Origin of the sequence: Xaviernesmea oryzae (assembly GCF_900109605.1) — a bacterium.
GTDB lineage: Bacteria > Pseudomonadota > Alphaproteobacteria > Rhizobiales > Rhizobiaceae > Xaviernesmea > Xaviernesmea oryzae.
On sequence record NZ_FOAM01000014.1, the window covers coordinates 66,727 to 80,547 of the forward strand.

At 62.7% G+C, this 13,821-nt stretch carries 15 protein-coding genes; 8 read left to right on the forward strand and 7 right to left on the reverse strand.

What is annotated here, in order from left to right; all coding sequences use genetic code 11:
- The first annotated feature begins 246 nt into the window (after positions 1-246).
- The gene (locus BMX61_RS17305; RefSeq protein ID WP_083639233.1) at positions 247-1,266 is read left to right on the forward strand and encodes an esterase-like activity of phytase family protein; all 1,020 of its coding nucleotides are present in this window, start codon (positions 247-249) and stop codon (positions 1,264-1,266) included.
- Positions 1,267-1,338: 72 nt separating this feature from the next.
- Here BMX61_RS17305 and BMX61_RS17310 read toward each other — a convergent pair whose 3' ends face one another.
- On the reverse strand, positions 1,339-1,983 hold the full coding sequence (locus BMX61_RS17310; protein WP_075625874.1) for a VUT family protein: 645 nt from the start codon (positions 1,981-1,983) through the stop codon (positions 1,339-1,341).
- 119 nt (positions 1,984-2,102) lie between these two features.
- Positions 2,103-2,399 (reverse strand): 50S ribosomal protein L28, encoded by a 297-nt coding sequence (rpmB, locus tag BMX61_RS17315; protein ID WP_075625875.1) that lies wholly within the window; start codon positions 2,397-2,399, stop codon positions 2,103-2,105.
- A 303-nt stretch (positions 2,400-2,702) separates the two neighbouring features.
- Between rpmB and BMX61_RS17320 the strand changes: the two genes are divergently transcribed.
- The 3 genes from BMX61_RS17320 to yddG all read left to right on the forward strand — a co-directional run bounded on the left by BMX61_RS17320 (position 2,703) and on the right by yddG (position 5,785).
- Positions 2,703-3,476 (forward strand): DUF3108 domain-containing protein, encoded by a 774-nt coding sequence (locus BMX61_RS17320; protein WP_075625876.1) that lies wholly within the window; start codon positions 2,703-2,705, stop codon positions 3,474-3,476.
- A gap of 182 nt (positions 3,477-3,658) precedes the next feature.
- Complete coding sequence (locus BMX61_RS17325; RefSeq protein ID WP_075625877.1) at positions 3,659-4,753, forward strand: polysaccharide pyruvyl transferase family protein; 1,095 nt, start codon at positions 3,659-3,661, stop codon at positions 4,751-4,753.
- Positions 4,754-4,894: 141 nt separating this feature from the next.
- Positions 4,895-5,785, forward strand: coding sequence for an aromatic amino acid exporter YddG (gene yddG, locus BMX61_RS17330; RefSeq protein WP_075625878.1), 891 nt, complete (start codon positions 4,895-4,897; stop codon positions 5,783-5,785).
- A gap of 431 nt (positions 5,786-6,216) precedes the next feature.
- On the opposite strand, the gene BMX61_RS17335 is transcribed toward yddG, so the two are convergent.
- A complete protein-coding gene (locus BMX61_RS17335; RefSeq protein WP_075625879.1) occupies positions 6,217-6,645 on the reverse strand; it encodes a cupin domain-containing protein in 429 nt (142 codons plus the stop codon).
- Positions 6,646-6,647: 2 nt separating this feature from the next.
- On the reverse strand, positions 6,648-7,418 hold the full coding sequence (gloB, locus tag BMX61_RS17340; protein WP_075625880.1) for a hydroxyacylglutathione hydrolase: 771 nt from the start codon (positions 7,416-7,418) through the stop codon (positions 6,648-6,650).
- An 82-nt stretch (positions 7,419-7,500) separates the two neighbouring features.
- On the opposite strand from gloB, the gene BMX61_RS17345 reads away from it, so the two are divergent.
- The 3 genes from BMX61_RS17345 (at position 7,501) to BMX61_RS17355 (ending at position 10,523) form a co-directional block, all read left to right on the forward strand.
- Positions 7,501-8,262, forward strand: coding sequence for a class I SAM-dependent methyltransferase (locus BMX61_RS17345; RefSeq protein WP_075625881.1), 762 nt, complete (start codon positions 7,501-7,503; stop codon positions 8,260-8,262).
- A gap of 217 nt (positions 8,263-8,479) precedes the next feature.
- The gene (gene hisC, locus BMX61_RS17350) at positions 8,480-9,589 is read left to right on the forward strand and encodes a histidinol-phosphate transaminase (RefSeq protein ID WP_075625882.1); all 1,110 of its coding nucleotides are present in this window, start codon (positions 8,480-8,482) and stop codon (positions 9,587-9,589) included.
- Positions 9,590-9,593: 4 nt separating this feature from the next.
- On the forward strand, positions 9,594-10,523 hold the full coding sequence (locus BMX61_RS17355) for a prephenate/arogenate dehydrogenase family protein (RefSeq protein WP_075625883.1): 930 nt from the start codon (positions 9,594-9,596) through the stop codon (positions 10,521-10,523).
- Positions 10,524-10,647: 124 nt separating this feature from the next.
- Here the strand turns inward: BMX61_RS17355 and BMX61_RS17360 are convergent, their stop codons facing one another.
- Positions 10,648-11,649, reverse strand: a complete 1,002-nt coding sequence (locus BMX61_RS17360; RefSeq protein ID WP_075625884.1) for a DUF2125 domain-containing protein — start codon at positions 11,647-11,649, stop codon at positions 10,648-10,650.
- 187 nt (positions 11,650-11,836) lie between these two features.
- On the opposite strand from BMX61_RS17360, the gene BMX61_RS17365 reads away from it, so the two are divergent.
- On the forward strand, positions 11,837-12,418 hold the full coding sequence (locus BMX61_RS17365) for a gamma-glutamylcyclotransferase (RefSeq protein WP_075625885.1): 582 nt from the start codon (positions 11,837-11,839) through the stop codon (positions 12,416-12,418).
- A gap of 173 nt (positions 12,419-12,591) precedes the next feature.
- Here the strand turns inward: BMX61_RS17365 and BMX61_RS24770 are convergent, their stop codons facing one another.
- On the reverse strand, positions 12,592-12,768 hold the full coding sequence (locus BMX61_RS24770) for a hypothetical protein (protein WP_170854968.1): 177 nt from the start codon (positions 12,766-12,768) through the stop codon (positions 12,592-12,594).
- Between the two features lie 213 nt (positions 12,769-12,981).
- Entirely contained in the window at positions 12,982-13,806 is an 825-nt protein-coding gene (locus BMX61_RS17370) for a lysophospholipid acyltransferase family protein (protein WP_075625886.1), read from the reverse strand.
- Positions 13,807-13,821: the final 15 nt, after the last annotated feature.

Consider the following 13,821-nt stretch of genomic DNA (forward strand, 5'->3'; position numbering starts at 1 on the left):
CGTTGTGATCCCAGACTTGATCCGAGAATGTGACGGCAAGCCCAAAGTGGCCATGCTCTGCAGGCCGGGATTGTGGCACCCCAACAGCCTCCAGTGATCGATAGATCAGTCTCTGGTGATCTGGTGACCTCGCCGGATGAGCCCATCCTGACGGCAGGACTTGTCATCGGAACCAGCTTGTAACAGGCGCTGCGTGTCGCGCCTCTCTCTCCACATCCAGCCGCCTTTTCCTCCTCGACCGGACCCATGCTTTTGAAGAAAAAGATCATTGCCCTGCTATGTGCCTTGATTGCGACTGGCATCTCTCTCATCGACGGCAAGGAGCAGGTTGCTTACGCGTCCGGGGTCGAGACCATTGCCGTTACCAGCCGACCAATCGACAGCTTCCGTTTCGGCGCCGACATGACGCGCTTCGGCCAGCTCGAATTTATCGGCGGCATCGTCATGCATTCGAGCCATCCCCTGTTCGGCGCGCTGTCCTCGATCCGGTTCCGCTCTGACGGCGAGACGTTCCTGGCGGTGATGGACAGCGGCCATTTCGTCGAGGGGCGGATCGAGCGGGACGACAAGGGGCGGCTCTCCGGCGTCTCTCCCCTCAAGGTAACGCCGATGACGGATCGCAGCGGCCGCACCGACCGGGGCAAGGGCTCGATGGATTCCGAGGGGCTGGCCTTTGGCCTTGGCGGCGTGCTGGTGAGCTTCGAGGGCGTGCATCGCGTCGATCTCTATCCCGATCCCGCAACGGCGCCTGGGCGCCTTCTGCGAACATTACCGATCCTCATTCCGCGCGGCCTGCTGCACAACAACAGAAGCCTGGAAACAGTCGTGGTCGCGCCCGAGAAGAGCGCATTGAAGGGCGCGCCGCTGATCGTGGCTGAAGACAGCCTCGACAAGGATGGGAACCTGCCGGCGGCGATCCTTGAAGGTCCGCTCAAAGGCCGCTTCGCGGTGAGGCAGACGGACCGCTATGCCGTGACCGACGGCGCCTTCCTTCCGGGTGGCGATCTCCTGCTTCTGGAGCGCCGCTTTAACATGCATGATGGGCTTGGCATGCGCATCCGCAAGATTGCAGCCACAAGCCTGCATCCCGGTGCCGTCGTCGATGGCGAGACGATGATCGAGGCGGATCTCTCCTATCAGATCGACAATATGGAAGGGCTCGATGTCATCACGCGCGACGGCGAGACCCGGCTGATCCTGATCTCCGACGACAACCGCTCCATCCTGCAGCGCAGCCTGATGCTGGAGTTTCGGCTCAGGCATTAAGACACAGCGCACACAAAAGGCCGCCACCCTCTCGGGAAGCGGCCTTCCAGCATGATGAGACCTATCTTTTGATCAGCCCTGCGCCGAGGCGACAATGCCGGGCATCGGCTTCAGCCGGCTCATCAGCGCGCCATAGGGCAGCAGCATCACGAGGCCGACCGCCATCTTGACGAAGAGATCGCCAGCCGCCCAGGAAATCCAGCGCGGCATCTCGGCCGAGAAGGCGCCGAGGAAGGGGCTGACCTGCAGGGCGAAATCGTCATTCGGGCCGATCATCGAGAAGATCGGGGCGAAGGCGAGCGAGAAGAAGATCGTCGTATCCAGTGCCGAGCCGATCAGCGAGCCGACCAGCGGCGCGCGCCACCAGCTCTGGGCCCTGAGCTTGTTGAACAGCGAGATATCCAGAAGCTGGCCCATCAGGAAGGCGGAGCCGGAGGCAATGGCGATGCGCGGCGTGGCGGCGATGATCGACAGAAGCACCGCCACGGCAAAGCCGCAGACGACGACACGCCGCGCGACGCGCGGGCCGAACTGGCGGTTGGTCAGGTCGGTAACGAGGAAGGCGACGGGATAGGTAAAGGCGCCGTAGGTCAAAAGGTCGCTGAGATTGATGCCCGCGATCACGCCGGGAAGCGGATATTGGACGAGGACATTGGACGCGACGACCACGAGGGTCATGAGGCCGACATAGGTAAAGAACAGAGCGGAGCGCTGCATTTTTTTATCCTGGGGTATGCCACCAGCTGGCTGTTGACGATAAAAGACGCCGCGCGCTTTCACGCACGGCGTCTTGCGAATACAATTCGATCCGGAGGCAAGCCTCCGGCTTTCTAAGATCAGGCAGCGACGGCTTCAGCCGTCTTCTTGACGATCTGGCGACGCAGCAGGCGGGCGCGCATCGACAGTTCGCGCTCGTCGGCCTTCAGCAGGAAGGCATCGAGGCCGCCGCGGTGTTCGACCGAACGCAGGGCATGCGCGGAGACGCGCAGGCGGAAACGCTGGCCAAGCGCATCGGAGATCAGCGTGACGTTGCACAGGTTCGGCAGGAACTTGCGCCGGGTCTTGTTGTTGGCGTGGCTGACATTGTTGCCCGACTGGACGCCCTTGCCGGTCAATTCGCAACTACGGGACATGGGTAAGCACCTTATCTTTGAGCCCGCGGACACTGCAGGATCGAGCCTTCAAGCTCAGGCAGCATGTCCACCGACCATGATTGGAAAGTTGCGGTTCTATAGTCATGCAGATGTCGCACGTCAAGCCAAACCTTAGGTGCGGTGCTGGTTTAGGCCTGGAAAAGCCCGCATGTGCTTGCTTTTCACGGCGCAGAATCGCCGTAAACCCGGTCTAGGTCATGCAGATAGGAGTATGACTCACAGATGCGGGAATCGCAAAGAGGCGGAATGATCAAGCAGCGCGCAGCGAGGACAGGGGGTAGAATGAGCAGCAGGGCAGCGGCACTGGGCGTGCTGTGCGGCCTTCTGGGCGCTCAGGTACCGGCGCAGGCGGCCGAAGCCGCCCATGATACGGAATACAGCATTTCTCTGACCGGCCTGCCCATTGCCCGCGCCCGCTTCCACACGGAGCTCAATGGCCGTCATTACACGATCTCCGGTACGCTGGAATCGGCGGGATTGGCGGACATCTTCTCCCGCACCAACGGGCGCACGACAGTCTCCGGCGTGGTCGAGTCGGATCGGCTGCGGGCACAGGATTATTCGATGCGCTATCAAAGCGGCTCGAAGACGCGCGCCATCGATATGAGCTTTCGCAACGGCAATGTCGTCTCCACGACGCTGACCCCGAAAAAGCCGACGCCGAAGAACTGGATTCCCGTTAGCCCTGCCGATCTGCGCAGCGTTCTCGATCCGCTGTCCGGGCTGGTCATTCCCGAAGGCACCCGCGTTTGCCCCAGCACGCTGCCGATCTTCGATGGCGAATCGCGGCTCGATATCCGTTTGGTGGACAAAGGAACCAAGCCTTTCTCGACCCAGGGCTTCAAGGGCGATGTCATTGTCTGCGGCCTGCGTTTCGTGCCGAAATCGGGCTATCGCAAGGGTCGGCGTGACGTCGAATATCTGCGCAAGCTGGAAACCATGGAGATCTGGTTCGCCAAGTCCGATGCCGTAAAGGTCTACGCCCCCGTCTATGCCCGCATTCCCACCACCGTCGGCCCGGTCACGGTCTGGGCCACGCGGTTTGAGGGGTCATGACCCGCATCCACGCGCTTCCGTGAGGTTTTGCTTTATAAATTTCAGCTTCTTGGTTCCCTGTCGGTTTCTGGAGTAGACCCGTCCGACTTCTATGCTTAAGCACGGCGCAGGCTGGCTCGGCTGCCCTCAGGGGCCCCGGGCCGAGGTGCTACAATTATTTTTGCGGATCGGGAGCTTTCCAGATGAAGACGAATAGCCTGGCGGAGCATGTTCGTGCTCACGGCACGGTGCCCTTGGCCTGGGCTGGCTCGACACTGGCGATGAACTATCTCAATCTCGGCGATGCCCTGAGCCCTGTAATGGTGGCGCTGATGTCGGGACGCGATATCGTGCGAGTGCCGTCGAGATCAGAGGCGCTACGCATGGCCTGCGTCGGGACGATCGGCCACGGTTTTTCCGGTGGCGAAGTCTGGTTCTGGGGCACAGGCTGCTCGGATCGTCTCGATCCCAAGAAACATGCAACCGACGCGCCCTTCCAGGTTGCGCCGGATGCGAAGTTTCGTGTCATGGCAACGCGCGGCCCCGTTTCCGAAGCATTGCTGACCGGCAAGCCGGCCGGCACGGTCGGTGTGTATGGCGATCCCGTCTGGCTATTGCCGCATTTCTATCGCCCGAAGGTGGAAAAGCGCTGGAAGCTCGGCGTCATCGTCCACCTGTCCGAACTCGCCGACCGGGAGGTGGAAGCGCATCTGCGCGAAGGACATGATCGCTACGATATTCCTGCCGAACTGTCGGATGACATTCACATCATCAACACCGTCACCTCCATCGGCCTGGACGGCATGAAGGCGAAGATGGAGGAGATTCTTTCCTGCGAGCGGATCGTCTCCACCAGCCTGCATGGCCTTGTCTTCGCGGAAAGCTATGGCATTCCCTGCCTGCCATTCCCTTCCCATCTGGACGGCGGCCTTCAGTCGGTGGATCTCCATGATTTCGGCGGCCTTAATCTGCGGATCGTCGATCTCTATCGCGGCCTCGGCCAGCGTCACCTCGATCTCTATGGTCAACCGCTGACGGAGCCGACCGACTGGCAAGCGCTGATCTCCGCAATCGACGCAACGTGGCGTGAGAAGCCCTTTGACGCCGATGCTCTGGTCGAGGCCTTCCCGCTCGATCTGAACATGATCGAGGCGCGTCCTGGCGAAACGATCTGGGAGCATCCGCTGCTTCAGAGTCTCATCCTGCAGCATGATGTCAGCGCGCTGAACCGACAGGCAGCCGTGCCACGGCCGGCTGCCGCGAAGAAGCGTTTCGGCTGGCTGCCGTGGCGGCGTTGATGCCCGCCCGGAGGTGCTTGACTTCGTCCTTCCCGTCCTGTCGTTTGTCCTTTAGCTGAAATAAGGTTCAACGAGTTTCGAGGGGGTCGGCATGCCTCTATGCGCCGGTGTCTCGAAAAGCGGAAAGTTTGGTGACGGTAGATGAATGTGCGGGCGACGCTGATCGGCTTTTCGGCAATCTTGATGTGGGCGGTGCTGGCGCTGTTCACCACGGCCTCCGGAACGATGCCGCCCTTCCAGCTTTCGGCCATCTGCTTTGCCATTGGCAGTCTGCCAGGCCTTCTGGTCTTTGCGCTGAAGCCGGAGCGGCTGAAGCTCTTGCGACAGCCGGTAGCCGCCTGGGCGCTCGGCATCGGCGGGCTGTTCGGCTATCATTTTCTCTACTTCACCGCCCTGCGCAATGCGCCGGCGGTGGAAGCCGGGTTGATCGCCTATCTCTGGCCGCTGTTCATCGTCGTCGGTTCGGCGTTGCTGCCGGGTGAGCGCCTGCGCTGGCATCACGTGGTCGGTGCGCTGGCCGGGTTGACCGGGACGCTGCTGATCGTGGCGCGCAATGGCATCAATTTCGATGGCGCCTATGCCTTGGGCTATGGTGCCGCGCTCGCCTGCGCCTTCACCTGGTCCGCCTATTCCTTGATGACGCGCCGTTTCGAGGCCGTGCCGACCGATACGGTCACAGGTTTCTGCCTGGCGACCTCCATTCTCTCGCTGTTCTGTCATCTTGCGCTGGAAACGACTGTCTGGCCGCAAACCGCCTGGCAATGGCTGGCGGTGGCCGGCCTTGGCCTGCTGCCGCTCGGCGCGGCCTTTTATGCTTGGGATCACGGCGTCAAGAACGGCAATATCCAGATGCTCGGCGTCGCCAGCTATTCCGCACCGGTGCTTTCGACGCTGATCCTGCTCGCCTTCGGCTTCGGAGAGCCATCGCTGACGATCCTGGCCGCCTGCGTGCTCGTCACCGGCGGTGCCGTCCTGGCCTCCAAGGATGCGATCTTCAAGCGCCAGACCAACGAGGCGGCTGAGCCGGTCTGATCTCAAGCCTTATGCTACGCTGACGACAATCCAAGACTCAAAAGATTCCACTGCCCCGCTGCCTGGTTTGGTTCAGCGTAGGACAATGATCGGACGGCGGCGGTCTTGAAATTCGAGGGGGAAAGCAGGGCGCGCCGTGCCAGCGGCGCACCGATGAAGATGGGCTCCATCGGCTCTGGCGAGAGCCTCGCCCTCGAAGACGGAGGTGATCTATGTGGCTGCTGCCATTTAGCATCACGCTGACGCTGAGGAAAAACCGGACAGGCTGGCTAATGACTGTCCGGCTTCAGTTCCTCGGATAAGCAGTAAAGGACGGGTGGAGCTCCAACTCCATCCGTCACTCCGGACGATACAGGCCGCCGCCGCCGAGATCAAGATATCCTCGTCTGTCGACGGCGCCTTGACCCGCATACTCCGGGTCAAGGCGCCGTTCATCCCTGCTCCGGCGTCCAGTCCGGCGGCGCCATTTCGAAGCTGGCGAAGTCGAAGCCGGGCGCGACCGTGCAGCCGACCAGCGACCAGTCTCCCAGCGACTGGGCAGATTGCCAAACCATGGCCGGGACGACAGCCTGGGGACGCTCGCCCTTTGCCAGGTCGGGCCCGAGCGTCATATCCTCCGCCGGGCCCGTCTGCCTGGCCATGGAAAGCCTCAGCGGCGCACCGGCATAATGGTGCCAGACCTCGGCCGCATCCGTGACCCTGTGCCAATGGGAGCGGTCGCCCGCTTCCAGGAGGTAATAGATGGCGGTGGAATAGCCGCGCGAGCCGCCCGCCTCGTCGCGGAAGGTCTGGCGATACCAGCCGCCTTCTGGATGGCGCTCCAGGCCCAGAATGTCGATGATCTCGGCAGCGTTGGTCATGATCAGAAATTGTCCTTGCGTTTGCGGATTTCGGCAAAGACGGCGCCAGCCTCGGCATCCTCGAGCCCCAGATGCTTGCGGATCGCCGGATCATTGGCCCGCAGAAAGGGATTGGTGCGCTTTTCCAGGCCGATGGTCGTCGGCGCGGTAAAGCCGCCCTCGGCCCTGGTCCTCTCGATTTCGGCCGCGCGGGCGCGTAGCTCGGCATTGTCGGGATCGATGGTGAGCGCGAAGCGGGCGTTGGACAAGGTATATTCATGGCCGAAATAGACCATGGTCTCGTCCGGCAAGGCCGCAAGCCGGGAAAGCGAGGCCCACATGTCGGCCGGCGTGCCTTCGAACAGCCGGCCGCAGCCGAGCGCGAACAGCGTGTCGCCGGCAAAGAGCAGGTGATCCTCCGGGAAATGATAGGAGATATGGCCGGCCGTGTGCCCAGGCGTCTCGATCGCTTTCACCGGATGGCCCGCAAAGCTAAAGCTGCCGCCCCCGGGTACCGTCATGTCCAGGCCTGGGATGCGGCTTGCCTCTTCGGCAGGACCGATGATCTTGGCATCGAAACGGGTCTTCAGCGCCAGATTTGCCTCGACATGGTCGCCATGGTGATGGGTGGTGAGGATGTGCGTCAGCGTCCAGCCGCGCCGCTCCAAAGCCGAGAGGATCGCGGCTTCTTCCGGCGCGTCGATCGATGCGGTCTCGCCGCCCTCGGGATCGTGCAGCAGCACGCCGAAATTGTCCGTGCGGCAGGGAAAGAGGTCGAGCTCGAAGGCGGCCATGGCTTGATCCTGTTGGCGGGCGATAAGGGAAATCTAATCGGCGCCACCTTGAAGTCCAGCGTCGGGCGCTTACGATCATGCCATGCACACCGATATCGTCGATTTGAGACAGTTCTACCATTCCCGTCTGGGACGTGCGGCCGAGCAGGCAATTGCCATGGCCTTGTCCTCGCTCTGGCCGCGCCTGCCGGAGGAGCGTCTCGTCGGTCTTGGCTATACAATCCCCTATCTCGACCGGTTCCGGGCCGACACGGAACGCACTTTCGCCTTCATGCCGGCAGGGCAGGGGGCGGTGAACTGGCCGCCGGCGGAAATGTCCTCCACCGCTTTGGTCTTCGAGGAAGAGTTGCCGTTGCCGGACTCCTCGATCGATCGGGTGCTGATGGTGCATTCGCTGGAATTCGCTGAAAATCCGCGCGAGACCTTGAAGGAGATCTGGCGCGTGCTGGCGCCGGGGGGGCGGCTGGTGATTGCCGTGCCCAACCGGCGCGGGGTCTGGGCGCGCATGGAGCATACACCGTTCGGCTCCGGCCGGCCCTATTCGCGCAGCCAGCTGACCGCGCTGCTGCGTGAGACCAACTTCACACCCGGCGCCACCGCCGACGCGCTGTTCTTCCCACCCTCACGGCTGAAAACCATGCTGAAGCTCCGACGCGGCTTTGAACGCATCGGCCGCACGCTTTGGCCGGTCTTTGCCGGGGTCATCATCGTCGAGGCGCAGAAACGGCTTTATCAGGGGCTGCCGGTGGTGGCGCGGGCTTCTCGCCGGGTCTTCGTGCCGGTGCTGGCACCGCAAGGCGTGCCCACCACCTATAGTCAGCCGGAAGGTCTCGGCGAGCGCTGAGGTGGCGGCGGGCACGTCTCGACAAGTGCTGCATCCACAGGTATGGCAAGCGCCTTGGCCAGGCAGCGCGCGATCGAGGATTGCGCTGCCGGGTCGCGCATATCCGCGCCCGGAAACCTTCTGTCTCGGGTGCTTCTCGTCGTTCTGGCATCGGCCATTCCTGCGCCGGATCGTCCGTTTCGGGCCGATGCTCTAAGCCTTTGGAACCGCTGCCGCCATGACCGCGCCTTTCGTCCCCGTCGCTCCCAGCCCCCGTCCCGGCCTTCTCGACATCGCGCCCTATGTGCCGGGCAAGGAGCATGCGCCAGGTGTGGCGAAAGTCTTCAAGCTTTCGTCCAACGAGACGCCGCTGGGCGCGAGCCCGGCCGCGCTGGAGGCCGTCCGAGATGTGGCAGGCGCGCTCGAGCGCTATCCCGATGGGCAGGCCCTGGCCTTGCGCCAGGCGATTGCCGAAGTACATGGGCTCAACCGCGATCACATTCTTTGCGGCAATGGCTCGGACGAACTTCTGGGGCTGATCGCCCATGCCTATCTCGGTCCGGGTGACGAGGCGATCGTCACCGAGCACGGCTTCCTCGTCTATCCGATCCAGATCCGCGCCGCCGGCGCCACGCCGGTGACCGTCAGGGAGCGTGACCTGACGGTGGATGTCGATGCCATCCTGGCGGCCGTGAGCGAGAGGACGCGGGTGGTCTTTCTGGCCAATCCCGGCAATCCGACTGGCACCTACGTGCCGATGGAGGATGTACGCCGTCTGCATGCGGCCTTGCCGAAGTCGGTTCTCCTGGTGCTCGATGCGGCCTATGCCGAATATGTGCGACGCAATGATTACGCCGCCGGGATCGAACTCGTGTCCGGTGCGGAAAACGTCGTGATGACCCGCACCTTCTCCAAGATCCACGGACTGGCGGCGCTACGCGTCGGTTGGATGTACGGTCCCAAGGCCGTGATCGACGTCTTGAACCGGGTGCGCGGGCCCTTCAATCTCAATGCGCTTGCCATTGCCGCAGGCGCGGCCGCCATGCGCGACCGGGCTTTCGCAGAGGCTGCCGCCGATTTCAACATGCTGTGGCTTGGTCGCCTGAGCGCGGCATTGACGGCGCTTGGTCTGAAGGTCACGCCTTCGGTCACCAACTTCCTGCTGATCCACTTTCCCGATGTCGACGGCAAACGTGCGCCCGATGCGGACGCCTTCCTCACCGCGCGCGGACTGATCCTGCGCGGTGTCGCCGGCTATGGCTTGCCCAATGCGCTGCGCCTGACGATCGGCACAGAGGAGGCCAATCTGGCGGTGATCGAGGCCCTTACCGCCTTTATGGAAGGTTGAAACGATGACCCCTGTGCAATTCGATACCGTCGCCTTGATCGGCATCGGCCTGATCGGCTCCTCGCTGGCCCGCGAAATCCGTCACAAGCATCTGGCGCATCGGATCGTCATCTCGACCCGTAGCGCCGAAACGCTGAAGCGGGCGGAGGAACTGGGTCTTGGCGATATGTACACGCTTTCGGCGGCCGATGCGGTGCGCGAGGCCGATCTGGTGATCGTCTCCGTTCCCGTCGGTGCCTCCGGCGCGGTCGCAGCGGTCATCGCCGGCGCGTTGAAGCCGGGCGCGATCGTCACGGATGTCGGGTCTACCAAGGAGTCCGTGATTGCGCAGATGCAGCCGCATATGCCCGATCATGTGCATTTCATCCCGGGCCATCCGATTGCCGGCACGGAATATTCGGGCCCGGATGCCGGGTTCATCGGCCTTTTCCGGGGGCGCTGGTGCATCCTGACACCGTTGGCCGGCACGGACGACACGGCCAAGACGCGCCTGCGGCTGTTCTGGGAGGCGGTGGGTTCGAATGTGGACGAGATGGATCCCGGACACCATGACAAGGTGCTGGCGATCGTTTCGCATCTGCCGCACATCATTGCCTACAACATCGTCGGCACGGCCGACGATCTGGAAACGGTGACGGAATCCGACGTGATCAAATATTCCGCGTCCGGCTTTCGCGACTTCACCCGCTTGGCGGCCTCCGATCCTACCATGTGGCGCGATATCTGCCTTCATAACAAGACGGCGATCCTGGAAATGCTGTCCCGTTTTTCCGAGGATCTTGCCTATCTGCAGCGGGCGATCCGCTGGGGCGATGGCGAAAAGCTGTTCGACCTCTTCACCCGCACCCGTGCCATTCGCCGTTCGATCGTCGAGGCCGGCCAGGATACCGCGGCGCCCGATTTCGGCCGCCATGCCAACGATCCCGTTGAATAGGGTGCGTTCAACCGGCGCATCCTGAACGACACCGGCAAGACGGTCCTACGGGTTCCTATCAGCGAGAATGGGTATGAAGCGTCGAGAGCGAAGCTGAAAGATCGCAGCCCGCTTCAAGGTGGCGCTAGAAGCGCGGAAGCACGCCGATCGGGATGAAGGCCAGGAAGGCCGTGCCCTTACGCACATTGAGCTTCACCTTCGCCCGCTCGCTGTTGCCGGAGAGCGCGCGCAGCATGGTCGCGACATTGCGGGCCATGGAGCGGCTTTCCGGCACGGCAGCGATGACGGCATCGCGCCAGCCATCGATATTGTCGATGACCAGATCGAACTCGCCCGAGACAAGACCTTCATCGTCAATCGCAAAGGGGCCGCTGGCCGAGCCGATCAGCCCGTTTCCGAAATCGACCGACAGCGTGTCCAACCGCCCCTGGCTGCCGCGCAGCGGCAGGGGGTGACCCTGAAGCACCGGTGCCTGGGCCGTCAGATCGGCATTGAGGCGCGCATCGAAAGGCGGCAGCAGGGCCGTGCCTTCGGGAGTGGAAAGCGCCAGTGCCTGCACGGTTGCGTCTGTTTTCAGGTCCTCGCCATTGCGCGTGACCGTGCCCTGGCCGGCCTTGAGCGCGAAATGGAGCGGCGGCATCAGTCCGGCGGCACCCGTCAGGCTGCCGGTCAGATCCTGGCTCGACAGGCTGGCGCTCTGCATGCCGGAAAAGCCGGTTCGCAAGCTCAAGAGCGCGGTCGTCCACTGGGCGGAGACAACGAGATCGGGTGCAACCCGAAATTCGCCTGGACCGGACAGGTCGGCGTCGATCCGGCCGGGGCTGTAGACGGGCGCACGTGCCTCGATGGCGCCGAACGTGCCCGACGTGCCGCGGGCGCGGTTGTCGACGGTCAGCTTGCTGCAGCCGACCGTCAGCCTGACCGGATAGCCGCCGACGGCCATGTCTTGGCAGCCGACGCCAAAGCGGTCGCTGGCCAGCAAGGCGCTGAGCCGTGTCTCCATCTGATGCGCAGCCACATACCAAAGGCCGGAATAGACAAGCGCAATAAGGATGAGGGTTAGGACGATCCTGCGCAGGAGGCGTCCGGAGCGGCCCGTGGGGGGCGTCGAGTGCGGTTCGGTCATGCCGGCAATCTACTGTCAGGGCAGGCTTTGGCAAGGGCGGTGCCGAAGATGGTCTTTGCGTGCATGCTTGCAAGCCGAGCGGCCGCATTCCATGACAGCTGCGCTGGCGCACCATCCTGTGGATTCCCTTCAGCAAGACTTGGTATGACAGGCCTGTGATGATTTGCAATGCAGCGACGAGGAAGCGATGACAGGCGCGGCAGTGGACGAGGTGGCCGACGGAGCCGGCGATCTCTGGGTGTTCGGCTATGGCTCACTGATGTGGAATCCGGGCGTTCCCACGGTGGAGATGGTCCGCGCCCGCATTCATGGCTATCGCCGGGCGCTGTGCGTGCGCTCCTACGTTCATCGCGGCACTGAGGAATCGCCGGGACTCGTGCTGGGGCTCGATCGCGGCGGCTCCTGCACCGGCATGGCGTTTCGCGTGCCGGAAGCCGCCCGTTCGGCTGCGGTGGAGGCCCTGCGCGCGCGGGAACTGGTGACCCATGTCTACAAGGAGCGGCGTTTGCCGATCCGCCTGGCGGATGGCCGCGTGCTGGTTGCGCTCTGCTATGTGATTGACCGCGCGCATATCCAATATGCAGGCGCGCTTTCGTCCGAAGAGGCAGCGCTGATCGTGGCCCATGCCCGCGGACGCTCTGGCGAGAACATCGACTATGTCATGAATACGCTTGAACATCTGCGAAGCATGGGCATCCGCGATCATTGGCTGGAAGATGTCGGCCGCAGCGTTGCGCGACTGAGGGCTGCCGACTCCACGACGGCGTGACGCCAGACGCGTGAGATCGTCGGCCCAGGCTCTTTCACGTTGCTGGATTTCACATCGAAGGCGGCAAGCGCCATGTAGCGCAGCATAATGCAGCGTGATTGTCGTTGGGCAGCCCCCATGGAGCTGAAGCAGGCAGCCACAAAGGCGCTAGATGATCCAGACCCGAAGACGCGTTAAAACAGCGAAATGGCGAAAGCGACCAGACCTGCCCAAAGGCAGAGAGAGATCACGACGGCCAGGCTGAGATAGATGACCCGCGTCGTCGGGTGAAAGCCTGTGGCTTTCTCCATGTCGCGCGGACCCGCGAAGGGCAGATCGATCTTGATAAACTGGTCGAGCAAGATACGCATGGATGTTCCTCCAAAGGCAATCTGGCAGCCAAGCCTTACCAGAAGCCTTCCTATTGAGGACCAATGTAATAAATTAATTCTTGATCACCATCCCCAATTCATCAATTCGACGGCTTAAAGTTGAAAGTCTTGTCGCTAAATCCGATTATTTTTGCAATGCATAGCTATTTTTGCACTGCAGCAATGCCTGCTCCACACCACAACCTGTGCTTATTATTGCGGCTCACCCACAGGCTGTGCTGCCGGCAATACTTCCTGATGTGCCAAGATGTCTAGCCGCGCACGGGCTTCGGGCGGCAGCGGCAAAGCGGGGTTGTCATGCACGGTGCGAATCAGCAGCGCATCGGATGCGGCTTCCGTTTCCTCGATCAATCGGGCCAGGAAGTCGCTGGCGCTGAGGCCCGGCTGGATCGGCGGCAGGATGCGCACGGTGAAGTGGCCGGGATAGCGCATCAGGCTGCGGCGCGGCCAGAACAGGCCGGGGTGCATGGCGACCGGAACGACCGGCACTTTCAGGTCGCGATAAAGCCGCGCCACGCCGAACTTATATTCCGGCGGCGCGCCCGGCGGGCGTCGGGTGCCCTCGGGATAGATGATCAGTTGACGTCCCGTCGCCATTTCCGCCTTGGCCCGCTCCAGCACGGCGGCCATGGCGCGGCCGCGCGCGCTGCGGTCCACCGGCACCATGCGCTGCTTGGCGACATACCAGCCGAAAAGCGGGATGCGCATCAGTTCCCGCTTCAGGATGAAGAAGGGGTCCGGCAGATGCGGCAGAAGGGCATAGACGTCCCAGAAGGATTGATGCTTCGGTGCCAGGATGTAGACCCCGTCGGCTGGCAGGTTCTCGATCCCCTCGACCGTGAAGTTCGTTCCCACGATCACGCGCATCAGCCAATGATTGGTGCGCGCCCAGGTCTTTGGCACGATCCAGGCCTTCTTGCGCGGCAGCAGGAAGTAGACCGGTGTCAGCACGATCATCTGCAGGATGAGATTGAGATAGAAAAGCGTGTTGAACAGGGCGGAGCGCAAGGCAAGCATCGGGTGGCTTTCGAG

Bases quoted from the DNA above. Each gene is read 5' to 3' on its own strand.
- BMX61_RS17305 (WP_083639233.1), top strand. From the start codon at position 247: ATGCTTTTGAAGAAAAAGATCATTGCCCTGCTATGTGCCTTGATTGCG.
- rpmB (WP_075625875.1), bottom strand. From the start codon at position 2,399: ATGTCCCGTAGTTGCGAATTGACCGGCAAGGGCGTCCAGTCGGGCAAC.
- yddG (WP_075625878.1), top strand. From the start codon at position 4,895: ATGAATGTGCGGGCGACGCTGATCGGCTTTTCGGCAATCTTGATGTGG.
- BMX61_RS17370 (WP_075625886.1), bottom strand. From the start codon at position 13,806: ATGCTTGCCTTGCGCTCCGCCCTGTTCAACACGCTTTTCTATCTCAAT.
- hisC (WP_075625882.1), top strand. From the start codon at position 8,480: ATGACCGCGCCTTTCGTCCCCGTCGCTCCCAGCCCCCGTCCCGGCCTT.
- BMX61_RS17310 (WP_075625874.1), bottom strand. From the start codon at position 1,983: ATGCAGCGCTCCGCTCTGTTCTTTACCTATGTCGGCCTCATGACCCTC.
- BMX61_RS17320 (WP_075625876.1), top strand. From the start codon at position 2,703: ATGAGCAGCAGGGCAGCGGCACTGGGCGTGCTGTGCGGCCTTCTGGGC.
- BMX61_RS24770 (WP_170854968.1), bottom strand. From the start codon at position 12,768: ATGCGTATCTTGCTCGACCAGTTTATCAAGATCGATCTGCCCTTCGCG.
- BMX61_RS17365 (WP_075625885.1), top strand. From the start codon at position 11,837: ATGACAGGCGCGGCAGTGGACGAGGTGGCCGACGGAGCCGGCGATCTC.
- gloB (WP_075625880.1), bottom strand. From the start codon at position 7,418: ATGGCCGCCTTCGAGCTCGACCTCTTTCCCTGCCGCACGGACAATTTC.
- BMX61_RS17345 (WP_075625881.1), top strand. From the start codon at position 7,501: ATGCACACCGATATCGTCGATTTGAGACAGTTCTACCATTCCCGTCTG.
- BMX61_RS17360 (WP_075625884.1), bottom strand. From the start codon at position 11,649: ATGACCGAACCGCACTCGACGCCCCCCACGGGCCGCTCCGGACGCCTC.
- BMX61_RS17355 (WP_075625883.1), top strand. From the start codon at position 9,594: ATGACCCCTGTGCAATTCGATACCGTCGCCTTGATCGGCATCGGCCTG.
- BMX61_RS17335 (WP_075625879.1), bottom strand. From the start codon at position 6,645: ATGACCAACGCTGCCGAGATCATCGACATTCTGGGCCTGGAGCGCCAT.
- BMX61_RS17325 (WP_075625877.1), top strand. From the start codon at position 3,659: ATGAAGACGAATAGCCTGGCGGAGCATGTTCGTGCTCACGGCACGGTG.